General features: G+C 60.7%; 13 protein-coding genes. 2 read left to right on the forward strand and 11 right to left on the reverse strand.

The window, feature by feature from the left end:
• Positions 1 to 27: 27 nt before the first annotated feature.
• The 11 genes from DYL61_RS29925 to arnC all read right to left on the reverse strand — a co-directional run bounded on the left by DYL61_RS29925 (position 28) and on the right by arnC (position 12,623).
• On the reverse strand, positions 28 to 1,179 hold the full coding sequence (locus DYL61_RS29925; protein WP_135311370.1) for an acyl-CoA dehydrogenase family protein: 1,152 nt from the start codon (positions 1,177 to 1,179) through the stop codon (positions 28 to 30).
• 3 nt (positions 1,180 to 1,182) lie between these two features.
• Positions 1,183 to 2,286, reverse strand: a complete 1,104-nt coding sequence (locus DYL61_RS29930) for an enoyl-CoA hydratase/isomerase family protein (RefSeq protein WP_135311371.1) — start codon at positions 2,284 to 2,286, stop codon at positions 1,183 to 1,185.
• 117 nt (positions 2,287 to 2,403) lie between these two features.
• Positions 2,404 to 3,114: an HPP family protein gene (locus DYL61_RS29935; protein ID WP_135311372.1), complete on the reverse strand. Its 711-nt coding sequence runs from the start codon at positions 3,112 to 3,114 to the stop codon at positions 2,404 to 2,406.
• Between the two features lie 173 nt (positions 3,115 to 3,287).
• Positions 3,288 to 4,913 (reverse strand): ArnT family glycosyltransferase, encoded by a 1,626-nt coding sequence (locus DYL61_RS29940; RefSeq protein ID WP_135311373.1) that lies wholly within the window; start codon positions 4,911 to 4,913, stop codon positions 3,288 to 3,290.
• A 3-nt stretch (positions 4,914 to 4,916) separates the two neighbouring features.
• Entirely contained in the window at positions 4,917 to 6,308 is a 1,392-nt protein-coding gene (locus tag DYL61_RS29945; protein WP_135311374.1) for a UDP-glucose dehydrogenase family protein, read from the reverse strand.
• Positions 6,305 to 6,718, reverse strand: coding sequence for a 4-amino-4-deoxy-L-arabinose-phosphoundecaprenol flippase subunit ArnF (gene arnF / locus DYL61_RS29950; RefSeq protein WP_135311375.1), 414 nt, complete (start codon positions 6,716 to 6,718; stop codon positions 6,305 to 6,307). The genes DYL61_RS29945 and arnF overlap by 4 nt, the downstream gene beginning before the upstream one ends.
• Entirely contained in the window at positions 6,715 to 7,062 is a 348-nt protein-coding gene (arnE, locus tag DYL61_RS29955) for a 4-amino-4-deoxy-L-arabinose-phosphoundecaprenol flippase subunit ArnE (protein ID WP_105697370.1), read from the reverse strand. The genes arnF and arnE overlap by 4 nt, the downstream gene beginning before the upstream one ends.
• The gene (arnT, locus tag DYL61_RS29960; RefSeq protein ID WP_135311376.1) at positions 7,059 to 8,714 is read right to left on the reverse strand and encodes a lipid IV(A) 4-amino-4-deoxy-L-arabinosyltransferase; all 1,656 of its coding nucleotides are present in this window, start codon (positions 8,712 to 8,714) and stop codon (positions 7,059 to 7,061) included. The genes arnE and arnT overlap by 4 nt, the downstream gene beginning before the upstream one ends.
• Positions 8,711 to 9,595: a 4-deoxy-4-formamido-L-arabinose-phosphoundecaprenol deformylase gene (arnD, locus tag DYL61_RS29965; RefSeq protein ID WP_135311377.1), complete on the reverse strand. Its 885-nt coding sequence runs from the start codon at positions 9,593 to 9,595 to the stop codon at positions 8,711 to 8,713. The genes arnT and arnD overlap by 4 nt, the downstream gene beginning before the upstream one ends.
• The gene (arnA, locus tag DYL61_RS29970) at positions 9,595 to 11,586 is read right to left on the reverse strand and encodes a bifunctional UDP-4-amino-4-deoxy-L-arabinose formyltransferase/UDP-glucuronic acid oxidase ArnA (protein ID WP_135311378.1); all 1,992 of its coding nucleotides are present in this window, start codon (positions 11,584 to 11,586) and stop codon (positions 9,595 to 9,597) included. The genes arnD and arnA overlap by 1 nt, the downstream gene beginning before the upstream one ends.
• Positions 11,583 to 12,623, reverse strand: coding sequence for an undecaprenyl-phosphate 4-deoxy-4-formamido-L-arabinose transferase (arnC, locus tag DYL61_RS29975; protein WP_135311379.1), 1,041 nt, complete (start codon positions 12,621 to 12,623; stop codon positions 11,583 to 11,585). Before arnC ends, arnA begins: the two co-directional genes overlap by 4 nt.
• Before the next feature lie 310 nt (positions 12,624 to 12,933).
• Between arnC and DYL61_RS29980 the strand changes: the two genes are divergently transcribed.
• On the forward strand, positions 12,934 to 13,746 hold the full coding sequence (locus DYL61_RS29980) for a M949_RS01915 family surface polysaccharide biosynthesis protein (RefSeq protein ID WP_135311380.1): 813 nt from the start codon (positions 12,934 to 12,936) through the stop codon (positions 13,744 to 13,746).
• Positions 13,747 to 13,854: 108 nt separating this feature from the next.
• Entirely contained in the window at positions 13,855 to 14,769 is a 915-nt protein-coding gene (locus DYL61_RS29985; protein WP_135311381.1) for a site-specific integrase, read from the forward strand.
• Positions 14,770 to 14,829 lie beyond the last annotated feature (60 nt).

Raw genomic sequence — 14,829 nt, forward strand, 5'->3', positions numbered from 1 at the left:
TCCCACATTTGCCTTTCAGTGTGCCTGTTAGAGTGGGTAGTTTTTGAGTTCGCGGGCAATCACCATCCGCTGAATCTCGCTGGTCCCCTCGTAGATCTGTGTAATCCGCGCATCCCGGTAGTAACGCTCCACCGGGTAATCCTCCAGATACCCATACCCACCATGAATCTGCATCGCCGACGAGCAGACTTTTTCCGCCATCTCCGAAGCAAACAACTTGGCCTGGGAGGCTTCCGACAGGCAGGGTTTGCCGGCACTGCGCAGGCGTGCTGCATGCAGGATCAGCAGGCGTGCCGCGTTCAGGCGGGTTTGCATATCGGCCAACAGGTTAGCCACGCTCTGGTGCTCAATGATCGCCTTGTCGAACTGCACCCGATCACGGGCATAGGCCAGCGCCGCTTCAAACGCAGCACGGGCGATGCCCAGGGCCTGGGCGGCAATGCCGATGCGCCCGCCTTCCAGGTTGGAAAGGGCAATGGCCAGGCCCTTGCCACGTTCACCCAGCAGATTGGCTTCAGGCACTGTGCATTGGTTAAGCGTGACGGCGCAGGTATCCGAGGCGCGGATGCCCATCTTGTGTTCGGTGCGGTCCACCACAAAGCCCGGTGTATCGGTGGGCACCAGGAACGCAGAGAGGCCTTTCTTGCCAAGGTCGGGGTCGGTCACGGCAAACACAATGGCCAACTTGGCGCGCTTGCCATTGCTGACAAACTGCTTGGCGCCATTGATCACCCACTGGCCGTCGCGCAGTTCGGCGCGGGTGCGCAGGTTGTGGGCTTCGGAGCCGGCTTGGGGTTCGGTGAGGCAAAAGCAGCCGATGGCCTGGCCACTGGCGAGGTCGGCGAGCCAGGTCTCTTTCTGCAAGGGTGTGCCGTAGTTGAGGATCGGCCCGCAACCCACTGAATTGTGGATACTCATCAGTGCGCCAGTGGCGCCATCACCGGCCGAAATTTCCTCGACGGCGAGGGCGTACGCCACGTAATCCACGTAGGTGCCACCCCATTCTTCGGGTACCACCATGCCCAGCAGGCCCAGTTCACCCATCTTCGCCACCAGGGCGTCATCGATCCAACCGGCTTTTTCCCAGGCTTGGGCGTAGGGCGCAATTTCGCCACGGGCAAAGTCGCGGGCCATGTCGCGAATCATCACTTGTTCTTCAGTGTATTCAATATCTTGCATGGCTTAGTTCGCAACCTGCTTGAAGTGGTCGAAGAAGCTCGCGACATGGCTGGCGTCGAGTTCGTGAAGGGTTGCGGGGTTCCAGCGTGGCGTCTTGTCCTTGTCGATGATCAGGGCGCGCACGCCTTCGATCAGGTCACCGCGCTCGAACCACTGGCGATCCAGGTGCAGTTCCAGGGCGAAGCACTCTTCCAGCCGCAAGCGGCGGCCGCGACGCAGCATCTCCAGGGTCACGGCCATGGCCAGGGGCGAGCGGGTTTGCATCAGGTTGGCAGTGTTCAAGGCCCATTCGTGGCTGTCGGCAACGGTGACTTCCTGCAACTGTTCGACAATGCTCGGCACATCCGGCAGTGCGAAGAAGTGGTCGATCACCGGGCGCAACGCGGCCAGCGGCGCGTCGGGCAGCTGTTGCACAGCGAGTTTGGCGAGTACGCCTTGCAGGTCCTTGAGCGGCGAGTCGTGCCATTTCAGCAGGTCGAGTTTCTGGTCCAGGTCGCTCAGCCGGGCGCTGTCGAGGTGCCAGTCCGCCAGCCCGCAGTACAGCGCATCGGCAGCACGAATCTGCACGCCGGTGACGCCCAGATAAGTGCCCAGTTCGCCAGGGATGCGCGACAGGAAGTAGCTGCCGCCAACGTCCGGAAAGTAACCAATCGCCACTTCGGGCATGGCCAAGCGGCTGCGCTCGGTAACCACGCGCAGGTCGGCACCTTGCACCAGGCCCATGCCGCCACCCAGCACGAAGCCGTCCATCAAGGCTAGGACGGGCTTGCGGTAATGGTGGATGGTCAGGTCGAGTGCATATTCCTCGACGAAGAAGTCTTGATGGAGTGTGTCGCCGTTTTTGAAGCTGTCGTAGAGGGAGCGGATATCGCCACCGGCGCAGAAGGCTTTTTCGCCGGCACCGCGCAGGACCACGGCGTAGACCGCCGGGTCATCGGCCCACGCCTGCAATTGACGGCTCAGGCTGCGGACCATCTCCAGGGTGATGGCGTTCAAGCCGGCGGGGCGGTTGAGGGTGAGGTGGCCGATGTGGTTGCGGACTTCGGCCAGTACTTCTTCTTGAGGTATATCGACGCGGCTTGCCTCGGATGAAACCTGAGCAGTCATCTCTAACTCCCTGCTTTTATTGTTCTTTATCAAGCGGTTCGCGGAAGAACCATCTTGAGATCGTACCAGTGCAAATTTGCCCAGTACAACCGTCAATCATGCAGGTCGTTGTTGCATTTATGCAGCGCGACTGGCCAGGACTTCACCAATGCTGCGCCGCCGTGCGTGGGCTTCGGCAGTATGGATCAACTGCTCAAGTTCGGTGGGCTCGATATCGTAGAACTGTTCCATATCGGCCAGGGCCAGCTTGAGGTCGGCGGCGGTGATCGCCGGGTCGACCGGCACAGGCGGGCTGCCCATCGCCACTGCCGGTGCTTCCACGGCCCTCTTCGGATAGCGGGTGCGCGTGGCGTTGTTGTACGCCAGCGCGCAGGCCAGCAGTGCACCGGCGCCCAACATCACTGCACCCAGCTCATACCAGCCCAAGCCCGCCGAGGCCGGATCGGCCAGTACCAGGGTCATGGCCAGGCCACCGGCCGGCGGATGCAGGCAGCGCAGCCAGCAGATCAACACCACGGTCATACCCGCCGCGAGGCACGCACTGCCCAGCGTACGCCCGAGCACCCGCGCCACCAGCAAGGCTACGACACCTGCACACAGGTAGCTGCCGATGATCGACCAGGGTTGCGCCAAGGCGCCGGATGACACGGCAAACAGCAGCACCGCCGACGCCCCCAGAGGCCCCAACAGGTGCAGCGCCACCTCCATGCCAAAGACCTGAGCGCAGACCCAGACGCTAAGCATTGTGCCCAAGGCCATGCCGATGGCGGCGCGGCTCCATTCTGTGGGACGGGTATTGATTGCAGCGGGAAACCAGCGAGCGAGCATTGAGAGAGAATCCATAAACGGCAGGCAAAAAAAAGGCTTGTCTGGTTGCCCGGAAAAGCCCTTTGAAAAGTTCCAACAGTTGGGGGAGGAACCTGCGCAGTGTGCCGCGCTATATAGCGCAGCGCCAATGCATATTAATGAGGGTTGAGTGCAAGAATACTGCACTTAACCCTTTATTCAAGGTTGTGCGGTTTGGCCAAGTGCAACAGCACGTAGGGGTTCTTGTCGAATTCGCCGCTCAGCACAGGCGTGAGTGCGCTGAAGCGCGGGTCTTGCAGCCCTTTGAAATCCTCTGCACTCATCACCAGCCACGCCGGGGCCTGTATCGGGTTCAGGTCCGAGGCCTGTTGGGTAAACAGCGGCACCCGGTCGCAATCGTAGTTGACCATGAATTTGATCGCTTTCGCGTCCTTGCCCAGGCCATGCAGGATCACGGGCGCCGGATCTTGTTGGATCAGGGCCTTGGCCGCCAGGGAGAACGTGCGCGTGTCATAAAGGTTACGTTCCAGCGGCTCGACGACCAGGATGTAGGTTGCCCAGATCGCCAGCACCGCCGTTAGTGCAGGCCCCAGCGGTCGCAGGCGGGATTTGAATAGCGCCAACAACGCCAGAACCTGCAACACGCCCAGCAGCGTAAAGATCAGCCCAAGGCTGCCCAATGGCTCGGCGTACCGACGCCGCACCACCAGCAACCCAATGGCCAGCAGTGCCGGCAGTAGCACCCAGATCCCCAGCATCAGCCCACGCAGCCACGCGAATAGCCGGCCTTGAGCAACCTGGAACGGGTACGCCGCAATGATCGCTGCCATGGGCACCATCGGCAGTAGGTAGCGGGCTTTTTTGGCCTGGGGCACAGACAGGCCCACCATCACCAGCAAGGCCGCCGCTGCGCAGTACAGCACCAATTGCAAAGCAGGATCGGGTGACCGCCGTCCGCCAGCGGCAATCGCCAGGAGCACCAGCAACGCCACCGGATAGGCGAGGGCGTAGTTACCTACCGAACTGGTGAAGTAATACAGCGTGCCACTGGAGCCCTCGGTGCCGTCCATGCGACCGAGGAACTGCATGCGGATCACGTCCTGCATAAAGGCTTCGCCACCGCTGAGCTTGGCCAGCAGCAATAAAAGGCCGATACACGCAACCAGTAACGCCAACGCCAGCAGCCCGAAGCTGAACAACTGGCGCCACTGGCGGTTGAGCAGGTAGAAGCTGCACAGCGCACCGGTAGGAATCACCAAGCCGATGGGGCCGCGAATCGCGAAGCCGATGATCAGCAGCACATACAGCCAGTGCAGGCGCTTACGCGCATCGAAGTGTTCATGGGCGTAACCCAGGTAAAACACCGCCAGTGCAACCGCCGCCAGCATCTGGTCGAGGGACACCGAGCGGGTTTCGCTGATGAAGGTACTGCTCAGCAGCAACATCGCCACGCTGAGCAGGCCCCAGCGCTGGGAATACGGCGCGGTCAGGCGATACACCAAGGTGACGATAATGGCCGAGGCCACCGCCGTCGGCAGCCAGGCCGTCAGGCTGATGACCTTGCCCAACGGCAACGACAGCAGCCAGGTCAGCACCGTGGAGGTGGCCAGGTAATCGGCATACGGCTGGCCGTAGGTGGTGGGGAAGAAACTTGGCCCATGGCGCAACATTTCCTGGGCGAACACCACGAAGCGCGAGTCGAAACCAATGATTTCCTGATGCCAGTTACCGGCGATAAACAGCAACAGCGCCAACAAGCCCAAACCGAGGGATTGCCGACGAAGGGTTGCATTCAGCAGGGGCGGTTGGGCTTTGTTCACGTCTCAGGCTTCCAGAGCCTGGTCTGACGCTTGCGTTACCCACTGTTGCTGCGGAATCGGCAGTTGGCAGGAGTCGCCCCGGCCAATCGGGAAGTACTGGAAGCCTTTGCGCGCCAAGCGTTCGCCGTCGTAGAGGTTACGGCCATCGAAGATCACCGGGGTTTTCAGGCGCTGGTGGATCAGGTCGAAATCCGGCGCCTTGAACTGTTGCCACTCGGTGCAGACGATCAACGCATCGGCGCCGCCGAGGGTCGATTCCGGGGTGCCCATCAGCATCAGCCGTGGGTCATCGCCGTAGATACGCTGGGTTTCCTGCATGGCTTCGGGGTCAAAGGCACGCACGTTGGCACCCGCAGCCCACAGGGCTTCCATCAGCACGCGGCTGGGTGCATCGCGCATGTCATCGGTGTTGGGCTTGAACGCCAGGCCCCACAAGGCAAAGGTCTTGCCCTTGAGCTCGCCCTTGAAGAACGCATTGATACGTTCGAACAACTTGCTCTTCTGGCGCTGGTTGATGGCTTCCACCGCTTCCAAAAGGTCACTGGAGCAGTTGGCTTGCTTGGCGCTGTGGATCAGGGCGCGCATGTCCTTGGGGAAACACGAGCCACCGTAGCCGCAGCCAGGGTAGATAAAGTGGTAGCCAATGCGCGAGTCGGCGCCGATGCCCAGGCGCACCGCTTCAATGTCCGCGCCCAGGTGTTCGGCCAGTTCGGCGATCTGGTTGATAAAGCTGATCTTGGTGGCCAGCATGCAGTTGGCGGCGTACTTGGTCAGTTCAGCGCTGCGCAGGTCCATAAAGATGATGCGGTCATGGTTGCGGTTGAACGGCGCATAGAGGTCGCGCATCACGTCGCGCACTTCTTCACGTTCGCAGCCGATGACGATACGGTCCGGGCGGCGGCAGTCGGCAACCGCCGAGCCTTCCTTGAGGAATTCCGGGTTGGAGACGATATCGAACTCCAGGTGCCGACCGCCCACGTGCAAGGCTTTTTCGATGTGGGCGCGCAGGGTGTCGCCGGTGCCGACGGGCACGGTGGATTTTTCCACCAGGATCACCGGGTCGATGCGATGACGGGCCACGGCATCACCCACCGACAGCACGTATTTCAGGTCGGCTGAGCCGTCTTCATCCGATGGCGTGCCTACAGCGATAAACAGCACTTCGCCATGTTCCACCGCCAGTTTTTCGTCGTGGGTAAAGTGCAGTCGCCCGCTTTCCAGGTTCTCTTTGACCATGGCCGCCAGTCCCGGCTCGAAAATGGTCACGTGGCCTTTCTGCAGGGACTCGACCTTGTTCTTGTCAACGTCCATGCAGATGACATCGTGACCGACTTCGGCCAAAACAGTGGCCTGCACCAGGCCGACGTAACCGCTACCAAATACACTGATTTTCATGGGGCATTCCTGGGACTTGTAGTGCTAGCACGGCGAGAGTTGATAACCAGAACACCGAGGACGACCAAGGCCACCCCCAGGGTTTTTGAAAGCGAAAAATGTTCGTTGAATACCGGCAGGCTGGCGGCCAGCAGGTACACCAGCGCGTAGCTGATGCTTAGCAACGAGTAGGCACGGCCCAGCGGCAAGTGTTTGAGTGCACCGAGCCAGCAGAGCATCGACAGTGCGTAGGCAAAGATCGCGACGATCACCACGCCGAGGGCGCCGAGGTCGATGGCATTGGTGTTGAACGCGTTCAGCCATTCGGTGGGCAGTGGCAGGCGCGTCATGCTCCAGCGCATGCCCAATTGGGCGGCGCTGACCAGGCCGACACTGCCCAGGGCCAGGGTGAAGCCTTGTACCCGGCTCATACCTGACGCCCCAGCAGCACGACGCCGGCAATCACCAGCACCACACCCAGCCAGTGGCGGCCGTCGATGTGTTCATGGAACACGAACCGCGCCACCAGCGTGACCAGTACGAAGTTCAGGCTGAGCATCGGGTAGGCAATGCCCACTTCCAGGCGCTGCAACACCAGCAGCCATACCAGCAGGCCCAGGCCCAGGCAGATCAGTGCCGCCCACAGCCAGGGCGATCGCAGTTTCAGTGCCCAGCCGTCCGGCAGGTCGCGCCAGCTTTCGACGGCGAACTTCTGCGAGACCTGGCCCATGCACGTCAGCAAGCAGGCCGCCAACAAGAGGAGCAGGGTGATCATTGCACGGCCTGCGGGAAGATCAGAATCACGATATTGCCTTGTTCATAGCGCTGGCCGTCATTGGGCAGCAAAGCAACTTCGGCCATTTCATCGTCACCTTTAACCCGCATCACCACACCGACCGGACCTTTTTTGCGCGCCTCGCTCATCCATTGCTGGACTTGGGTGGTGTCCACCTTGTGGTGGGTCGCATCCGGGTAGGCCAAGCCGTACTTCACCTCACCGACGGTGTTGTAGAGCGTCACATCCGGACGCCCCAGGCGCCAGGACAAGGCCGAAGCGGCGCCCAGGTCATTGCTGAGCAGCGCGGTGGCCGGGTGTAGTTCCTGCAAATGATCGATGATGAATTGATCCGGGGTCTTGTTGTAGACCACCGAATGGGGCAGCGCGGCGGGCACCAGCGCCACCAGCAACCAGCTGCCGATTACCGGCGCAGCCCACAGTTTCAACGGACGTGCGGCTTGCAGCAGGTTGGCGATGATCCAGCCGAACAGGAAGGTAAACACCAGCACCAGGCTGAGGGTTTCCTGGCCGTGCTCGTACACCGGTTTCTTCAGTTGGAACCAGGTCAGTGCCAACAGGCCGACGATACCGATCACCAGGTTCAACCAGCCGTTGATGCGCAAGACACGGCTGCGACCTGCGGCAAGTTTGTCCGCCAGGGTCGAGCCCATCAACAACGCCAACGGCAACAGGCACGGCATGATGTAGGAGGGCAACTTCCCCTTGGCCAGGCTAAAGAATGCGAGCGGCATCAGCAGCCACAACAACAGGAATGCTGTTTTGGGCAGGCGCTTGTCTTGCCACGCGTGTTTGAGGGTGGACGGCAACAGCGCGACCCAAGGCAACGAGAACGCCACCAGCAGCGGCAAGTAGTACCAGAACGGCTCGGCATGCTGGGCATCGTCGCCGGCGAAACGCTGGATATGTTCGTGCCAGAAGAAGAAGTTCCAATAGTCCGGCTCTTGCAGATGTACCGCCAATGCCCACGGCAGGCTGACCACAATGGCCACGACCACTGCGACCACACCGTAACCCAGCAGCTCACGGAAGCGTTTCTGCCAGATGGCGTAGGGCAGGGCGATCAACACCGGCAGCAGCCAGGCCAGGAAGCCCTTGGTCATAAAGCCCATGCCGCAGGCAAAGCCCAACAAGGCCCAGGAGGCCAGTCGCCCATTGCGGGTGGTGCTGTCAAAGCAAAACCACAGGGCTACGCCGGTCAGGTTGACCCAGAAGGTGAACTGCGGATCAAGGTTGGCGTAGCCGGCCAAGGCGGCGACGCTGACAAAACTCATGTACAGCACGGTGCTGACCAGCGTCTTCTGCGGGTCATTCCACAACCGGCGGGAGACGAGATACACCAACGCAATGCTCAACGCAGTGCTCAACGCCGAGGCGAAACGCACACCAAACAGGTTCTGCCCGAAGATCGCCTGGCCCAGCGCGATCATCCAGTAGCCGGCCGCTGGCTTTTCAAAGTAGCGAATGCCCATGAAGTGCGGCGACGCCCACTTGCCGGTCAGCAGCATTTCCTGGCTGATCTGCGCATAACGGGTTTCATCGGGGATCCACAGGCCGTGGGTGGTCAATGGCAGTAGATAGAACAGGCCAAACGCCAACAGGAGCAGGGGCAGCGCCCAACGGCGGATCATGCCTGTTGCACTCCAAGCCAACCCTCGCGGCCGGGCAACGCGCCGCGCACCAATTGTTGCTGGGGCAGGGTGTTCAGGTCCGTAGGCAACAGCTCGCCCAGCGGTTTGAAGTCGATGCCGCGCTGCCCGGCCTGGGCGAGCAACTGGCGAAAATCATTGGCCATCAGAATCCCTTCTACTTCGGCGTGGATCGTGTAGACGTTCAGCTTCGACTCGGCAAAGCGGTCGAGAATGAACCCATTGAAATCTTTGGCAGCCACCACCGGCCCGACGACTTCGTCGAAGGTCGGCAGGTCTACCGGAATTTGTGGGGTGCCCGCGCTGCCATCGGCCAGTGTCGGCCTGAACAGGCTGGTGCCCCGGCAATCGCTGTTGTAGCGAAAGTTGAAGCCTTGCTTGGCTTGCACCACACGTTCATCGGCACGCCAGCCGGCAGCCGCTGAACAGTCAATGCGTTCACCGAGGATATCGCTGAGGGTATCGACGCCACGGCGGATCTGTTCGATCAGCTGCGCTTCGCTCCAGCGCCCGGTGTTGGCCTGCCAGCCGTGGTGGTCCCAGGCGTGCAGGCCGACTTCATGCCCGGCGGCCTTGGCCTGGCGCATCAAGTGCCCCAGGTCACGGCCAATCGGCTTGCCCGGCCAGGCAGTGCCGGCCAGCAAGATATCCAGGCCATACAGGCCGACGGCATTGGAACGCAGCATCTTCCACAGGAATTGCGGGCGGATAAGGCGCCACAAGTGGCGCCCCATATTGTCCGGCCCAACGCTGAAGAAGAACGTCGCTTTCACCCCGGCCTCATCCAGGGATTCGAGCAACCGCGGCACACCTTCTCGGGTGCCACGGTAGGTGTCGACATCAATGCGCAAGCCAGACTTCATTACTTCTTGTCCGCGATTTCAAGCATGGCTTCTTTCAGGAAGAAGTCGAGTGTGTTGCCAATGGTCTCGCTCATCTCAACGGTGGGCGACCAGTTCAGCAGGCGCTTGGCGTTTTCGATGCTTGGCTTGCGGTGTGCCACGTCCTGGTAACCGGTGCCGTAGAACGCCTTGCTCTCGACGTCGCGGAAACCGGCGAACGGCGGGAAGTTGCTGCGCAGTGGATGAGCCTCGAACTGACGCAGCAGTTCTTCGCCCAACTGACGAATGCTCGCTTCGTTTTCCGGGTTGCCGATGTTGATGATCTGGCCGTCGCAAACACCGTTGTCGTTATCAATGATGCGGGCCAGGGCTTCGATACCGTCGGCGATGTCAGTGAAGCAACGCTTCTGCTCACCACCGTCGAACAGACGGATCGGCGTGCCTTCCACCAAGTTGAGGATTAGCTGGGTGATGGCGCGGGAGCTGCCAATACGGGCCGAGTCCAGGCGGTCCAGGCGCGGGCCCATCCAGTTGAACGGACGGAACAGGGTGAATTTCAGGCCTTTGTCGCCGTAGGCCCAGATCACGCGGTCCAGCAGTTGCTTGGAGACCGAGTAGATCCAGCGTTGCTTGTTGACCGGGCCGACCACCAGGTTGGAGGTGTCTTCGTCGAAGTACTGGTCCTGGCACATGCCATACACTTCGGACGTCGACGGGAAGATCACGCGCTTGTTGTACTTGACGCAGTAGCGCACCAGCTTGAGGTTTTCTTCGAAGTCCAGCTCGAACACGCGCAATGGGTTGCGGGTGTATTCGATTGGCGTGGCGATGGCCACCAGCGGCAGAACCACGTCGCACTTCTTGATGTGGTACTCGATCCACTCGGTGTGGATGCTGATATCGCCTTCCACGTAATGGAAGTTCGGGTGGCTGCGCAGGCGCTCGATGGCGTCGGAGCCGATGTCCAGGCCGTAGACTTCATAGCGGTCATCGCGCAGCAGGCGCTCGGACAGGTGGTTACCGATAAAGCCGTTCACGCCGAGGATCAGTACACGGGTACGGCGCGGCTTGCGGCCAGACTCGGCACCGCGCAGCACGGAGCCGTCGACCAGGCCCAGTTCGATGGCCAGGGACGGACCGGCCAGGTACAGGCCGTTGTCGTTGCGCTGACCGAACTTGATCACCAGGGAGTCTTCGCCGCAGGCGATGCGCAGCGGGTTGACGCTGATCACACGGCCTGGCGCCAGGCCTTCATTGCCCTTGGCGACTTCGGCTTGCCACACGATCAGCTTGTGCTCGCCCACGGCACAGAAGGCACCGGGGTACGGTTGGGTCACGGCACGGACCAGGTTGAACAGTTCTTCCGCCGGCTTTTTCCACTCCAGCTTGCCATCGGCGGCCGTGCGGCGGCCGAAGTAGGTGGCTTGGCTTTCGTCCTGGGCGGTTTCGCTCAGCTTGCCGGCGGCCAGTTGCGGCAGTGCATCGCGCAACAGGTTGGTGGCGGCGTCACGCAGCTTGGCGTGCAGGCTCAGGCCGGTATCGGTGCGCTCGATGATCACCTTTTGCTGGGCCAGGATCGCGCCGGCATCGGCACGCTTGACCATGCGGTGCAGGGTCACGCCGGTCTCGGTTTCGCCGTTGACCAGCACCCAGTTGGCTGGCGCGCGACCACGGTATTTGGGCAGCAGCGAGCCGTGCAGGTTGAACGCGCCCTTGCTGGCGGTGGCCAACAGTGGCTCGCTGAGCAGGTTGCGGTAGTAGAAGGAGAAGATGTAGTCCGGGTTCAGCTTGGCGATGCGCTCGATCCACAGCGGGTGGTTGGCGTCTTCCGGTGCGTGCACCGGAATACCGTTACGGGCGCAGAGTTGAGCGACGGAACCGTAGAAGTTGTTTTCCTTGGGGTCATCGGCATGGGTAAACACGGCAGCAATGTCGTAGCCGGCAGTCAGCAGGGCTTCAATACCTGCACAGCCAATATCGTGGTATGCGAAGACAACGGCTTTAGAATTCATGACGAAACCTGATCGGAAGGAGAAGTAGAAGTGGAGGTGTGGGAGGACACCAGGCCGTCAACCACGACGACTGGAGCCGGTGCTGCCGGTTGGTTGCGCAGCACTTTTTCGATAAAGAAGCGAGGACGGGCACGCACGTCGCTGTACATGCGCCCCAGGTATTCACCCAGCAGGCCCATGCCGATGAACTGGCCACCGGTGAATACAAACAACACCGCGAACAGCACGAACATACCGTCGCCCGCCCATTCAGCGCCGAACGCCAAGCGCAGCACGATCAAGGCAAAGGCGAACAGCACACCAAGGCCTGCCAAGCTAAATCCAACGATGGACAACAGGCGCAATGGAGTGGTGGTCATGCACGTCAGCAGGTCGAACATCAGGCTGATCAGGCGCATGGCGCTGTATTTGGATTCGCCGTGTTCACGCTCGGCGTGGTGCACCAGGATTTCCGTGGTGTGACGGGCAAAGCCGTTGGCCAGGATCGGGATAAAGGTACTGCGCTCGCGGCAGGCGAGCATGGCGTCGACGATGGTGCGGCGGTAGGCGCGCAGCATGCAGCCGTAGTCGGTCATGGCCACGCCGGTGGAGCGCTGCACGGCCAGGTTGATCAGCCGTGACGGCCAGCGGCGGAACGCGGAGTCCTGGCGGTTGTTACGCACGGTGGCAACCACGTCGTAACCCAGGGCAGCCTGTTCGACCAGGCGCGGGATTTCTTCCGGCGGGTTTTGCAGGTCGGCGTCGAGGGTAATCACCACTTCGCCTCGGCATTGCTCGAAACCGGCCATGATCGCCGCGTGCTGGCCATAGTTGCGGTTAAGAATCACCGCGACCACGTTGCTGCCGTCCTCGGAGGCGGCGTCTTCCAGCATTTGGGCCGAATTGTCGCGGCTACCGTCATCCACCAGGATGATTTCGTATTCGTAGGCCAGTTGCTTGCAGGCTGCGGTGGTGCGACGCAGCAATTCAGGCAGGCTTTCTTGTTCGTTGTAGACCGGGATAACGATCGACACGCAATGAATAGGGTAGGGTTTCAAAGATTCATGACCTCGGGGGTTAGAGCAGTTTAGAGCGTGCGAACAACAGACATCATTGAGCGAAAACAGTGCTAAAGCTTGAATTCAATCAACAGGTTAGCGGGTAAAGCGCGGTGTGCCAGGAAACTCGGTAATAAGACTATGCGCAAAAATGTAGAACGAATATGAAAGGCGGATGAAAAACTCGTTTATTTGACAGGTAGACAGCCAGGGTTCAGCTAACTATCCCGAGGCGCCACGCCTGAAGAATCTTCTCTGCAATGCGCCTCAAGTGCCGGTAAAGTAAGCGCTCTCTTGCCAGGGTACTCGGATGAATAGCGTGCAGTTTTTACGCGGCCAGTTGCGGCCAGTGTTGATGGGTTTGTTGATGAGCGTGGCGTGTGTCACGACGGTGCAGGCCGACGAGGGCGTGGCACTCACCAGCATCGACCAGGTGCCGGACGGCGTGGAAGTACGTGGCAAGCAGATCGCCGCCTATACCTGGGACGACCGCCAAGGCAAGAACCTGTTGGTACTCGGCGAGCAGGTCAACGAGCGCGATGACGACGGCACCCAGTCGGCGTTCGTCTACGCGGCGCAGTACCTCATCGACGGCAACCGCCCCAAGCGCGTGTGGATGCTCTACGACGATGTGCAGCATTGCGAATTCGACGCAGCGCTGCGTTTTGACCTGTCGGCCACCAAGGTCACCGACCTGACCGGCGATGGCATCACCCAGGCGACCGTGGGTTATTCGCGTACCTGCACCAGCGATGTCAGCCCCAACGAATTCAAGTTGATCATGCACGTGGGCAAGTCGCAGAAATTCCGCCTGCGCGGCGTCGACCGTTATGGCGCCAGTTGGTGGGACGAGGAGGCCGGCGCGCTGCGCGGCATGCCGCTGCCCAAGGATTGCAGCGTCGCCGCTCAGCAAGCGCTGGTCAGCCAATACAAGGAGCAGGGCACCGAACTGCCGTTGCCGGGTTGTTATGGCGACGAGAAGGATTTCGCCAAGGCCCCCGATGCCTATCTGGCCTTTATGCGTCAGCACTGGTTTGCCCTGATGCAGAAACAGGACACCGAATGGAGCCAGACCCAAACTCAGCCGCAAGCGCCCACCGAGGAGGACGATGTCACCCCGTGACTTTGTGCGAGGGCCGTTGGTGGGTTAGACTCGGCCTTCGCCAATTCACTAAATACTTCGATTAATCAAAGGTTTGTTTGAGGTATTTAATCCAAAGGCTGATCTACCTTGACTGAGTTTATTCGTAACCCGCTGACCCTGTATCTCACCCGCCTGGCCCCCTCCAGTCAACTGACCATGCGCTACGTATTGCAGGATGCTGCTGACCGCCTGGGCTTCGAAGACATCAACCTTGAAGACATCGACTGGCACCTATTGCAGCCGGAACAGGTGATTGCCCTGGTGGCGGCGTTGCGCGAGGACGGCTATGCGCCAAATACGTCGTCGCTGTATGTGAACGCCGTACGTGGGGTGATGAATGAAGCCTGGCGCATGAACCTGATCAGCCAGGAACACCTACTGCGCATGCGTACGGTCAAGGCCGCGCCTGGCACGCGGCTGGGCCAGGGTCGCAATCTGCGGCGCACGTTGATCCGCGAAATGATGGAGGTCTGCGCGGCCGACCCACGGCCCCAGGGTCTGCGGGATGCGGCGGTGATCGGCATCCTTTACGGCTCGGGCATGCGCAAGTCGGAGTCGGTCAACCTCGACCTGGCGCAGGTCGACTTCGCCGAGCGCAGCCTGCGGGTGATTGGCAAGGGCAATAAGGAGCTACTCAAGTACGCGCCGGACTGGGCGTTTGCCAAATTACAGGCCTGGTTGGACTTCCGCCGTGAGCAGCTCAAGGAAGGCGAGCAGGACGATACGTTTCTGTTCAACCGCATCCGCCGGGGTAGCCATATCACCCGGGAACGCATCACCAAGCACGCGATTTACTACATCGCCCGCCAACGTGGCGAGCAGGTGGGCGTGAAGATCATGCCCCATGATTTCCGCCGCTCGTTCATTACACGGGTGATCGAGGAACATGACCTGTCAATTGCGCAGAAACTGGCGCATCACACCAATATCCAGACCACGGCCAGCTATGACGTGCGTGATGACAACGAACGGCGGCGGGCGGTGGATCGGTTTGATTTGTGATTAAGCACTATTGATGACTGGCGCCAATCAAATGTGGGAGGGGGCTTGCCCTAATGCCAG

Source organism: Pseudomonas nabeulensis (genome assembly GCF_004682045.1).
Classification (GTDB): domain Bacteria; phylum Pseudomonadota; class Gammaproteobacteria; order Pseudomonadales; family Pseudomonadaceae; genus Aquipseudomonas; species Aquipseudomonas nabeulensis.

Bases quoted from the DNA above. Each gene is read 5' to 3' on its own strand.
- DYL61_RS29930 (WP_135311371.1), bottom strand. From the start codon at position 2,286: ATGACTGCTCAGGTTTCATCCGAGGCAAGCCGCGTCGATATACCTCAA.
- DYL61_RS29945 (WP_135311374.1), bottom strand. From the start codon at position 6,308: ATGAAAATCAGTGTATTTGGTAGCGGTTACGTCGGCCTGGTGCAGGCC.
- arnT (WP_135311376.1), bottom strand. From the start codon at position 8,714: ATGATCCGCCGTTGGGCGCTGCCCCTGCTCCTGTTGGCGTTTGGCCTG.
- DYL61_RS29925 (WP_135311370.1), bottom strand. From the start codon at position 1,179: ATGCAAGATATTGAATACACTGAAGAACAAGTGATGATTCGCGACATG.
- DYL61_RS29935 (WP_135311372.1), bottom strand. From the start codon at position 3,114: ATGCTCGCTCGCTGGTTTCCCGCTGCAATCAATACCCGTCCCACAGAA.
- arnA (WP_135311378.1), bottom strand. From the start codon at position 11,586: ATGAATTCTAAAGCCGTTGTCTTCGCATACCACGATATTGGCTGTGCA.
- arnD (WP_135311377.1), bottom strand. From the start codon at position 9,595: ATGAAGTCTGGCTTGCGCATTGATGTCGACACCTACCGTGGCACCCGA.
- arnE (WP_105697370.1), bottom strand. From the start codon at position 7,062: ATGATCACCCTGCTCCTCTTGTTGGCGGCCTGCTTGCTGACGTGCATG.
- DYL61_RS29980 (WP_135311380.1), top strand. From the start codon at position 12,934: ATGAATAGCGTGCAGTTTTTACGCGGCCAGTTGCGGCCAGTGTTGATG.
- arnF (WP_135311375.1), bottom strand. From the start codon at position 6,718: ATGAGCCGGGTACAAGGCTTCACCCTGGCCCTGGGCAGTGTCGGCCTG.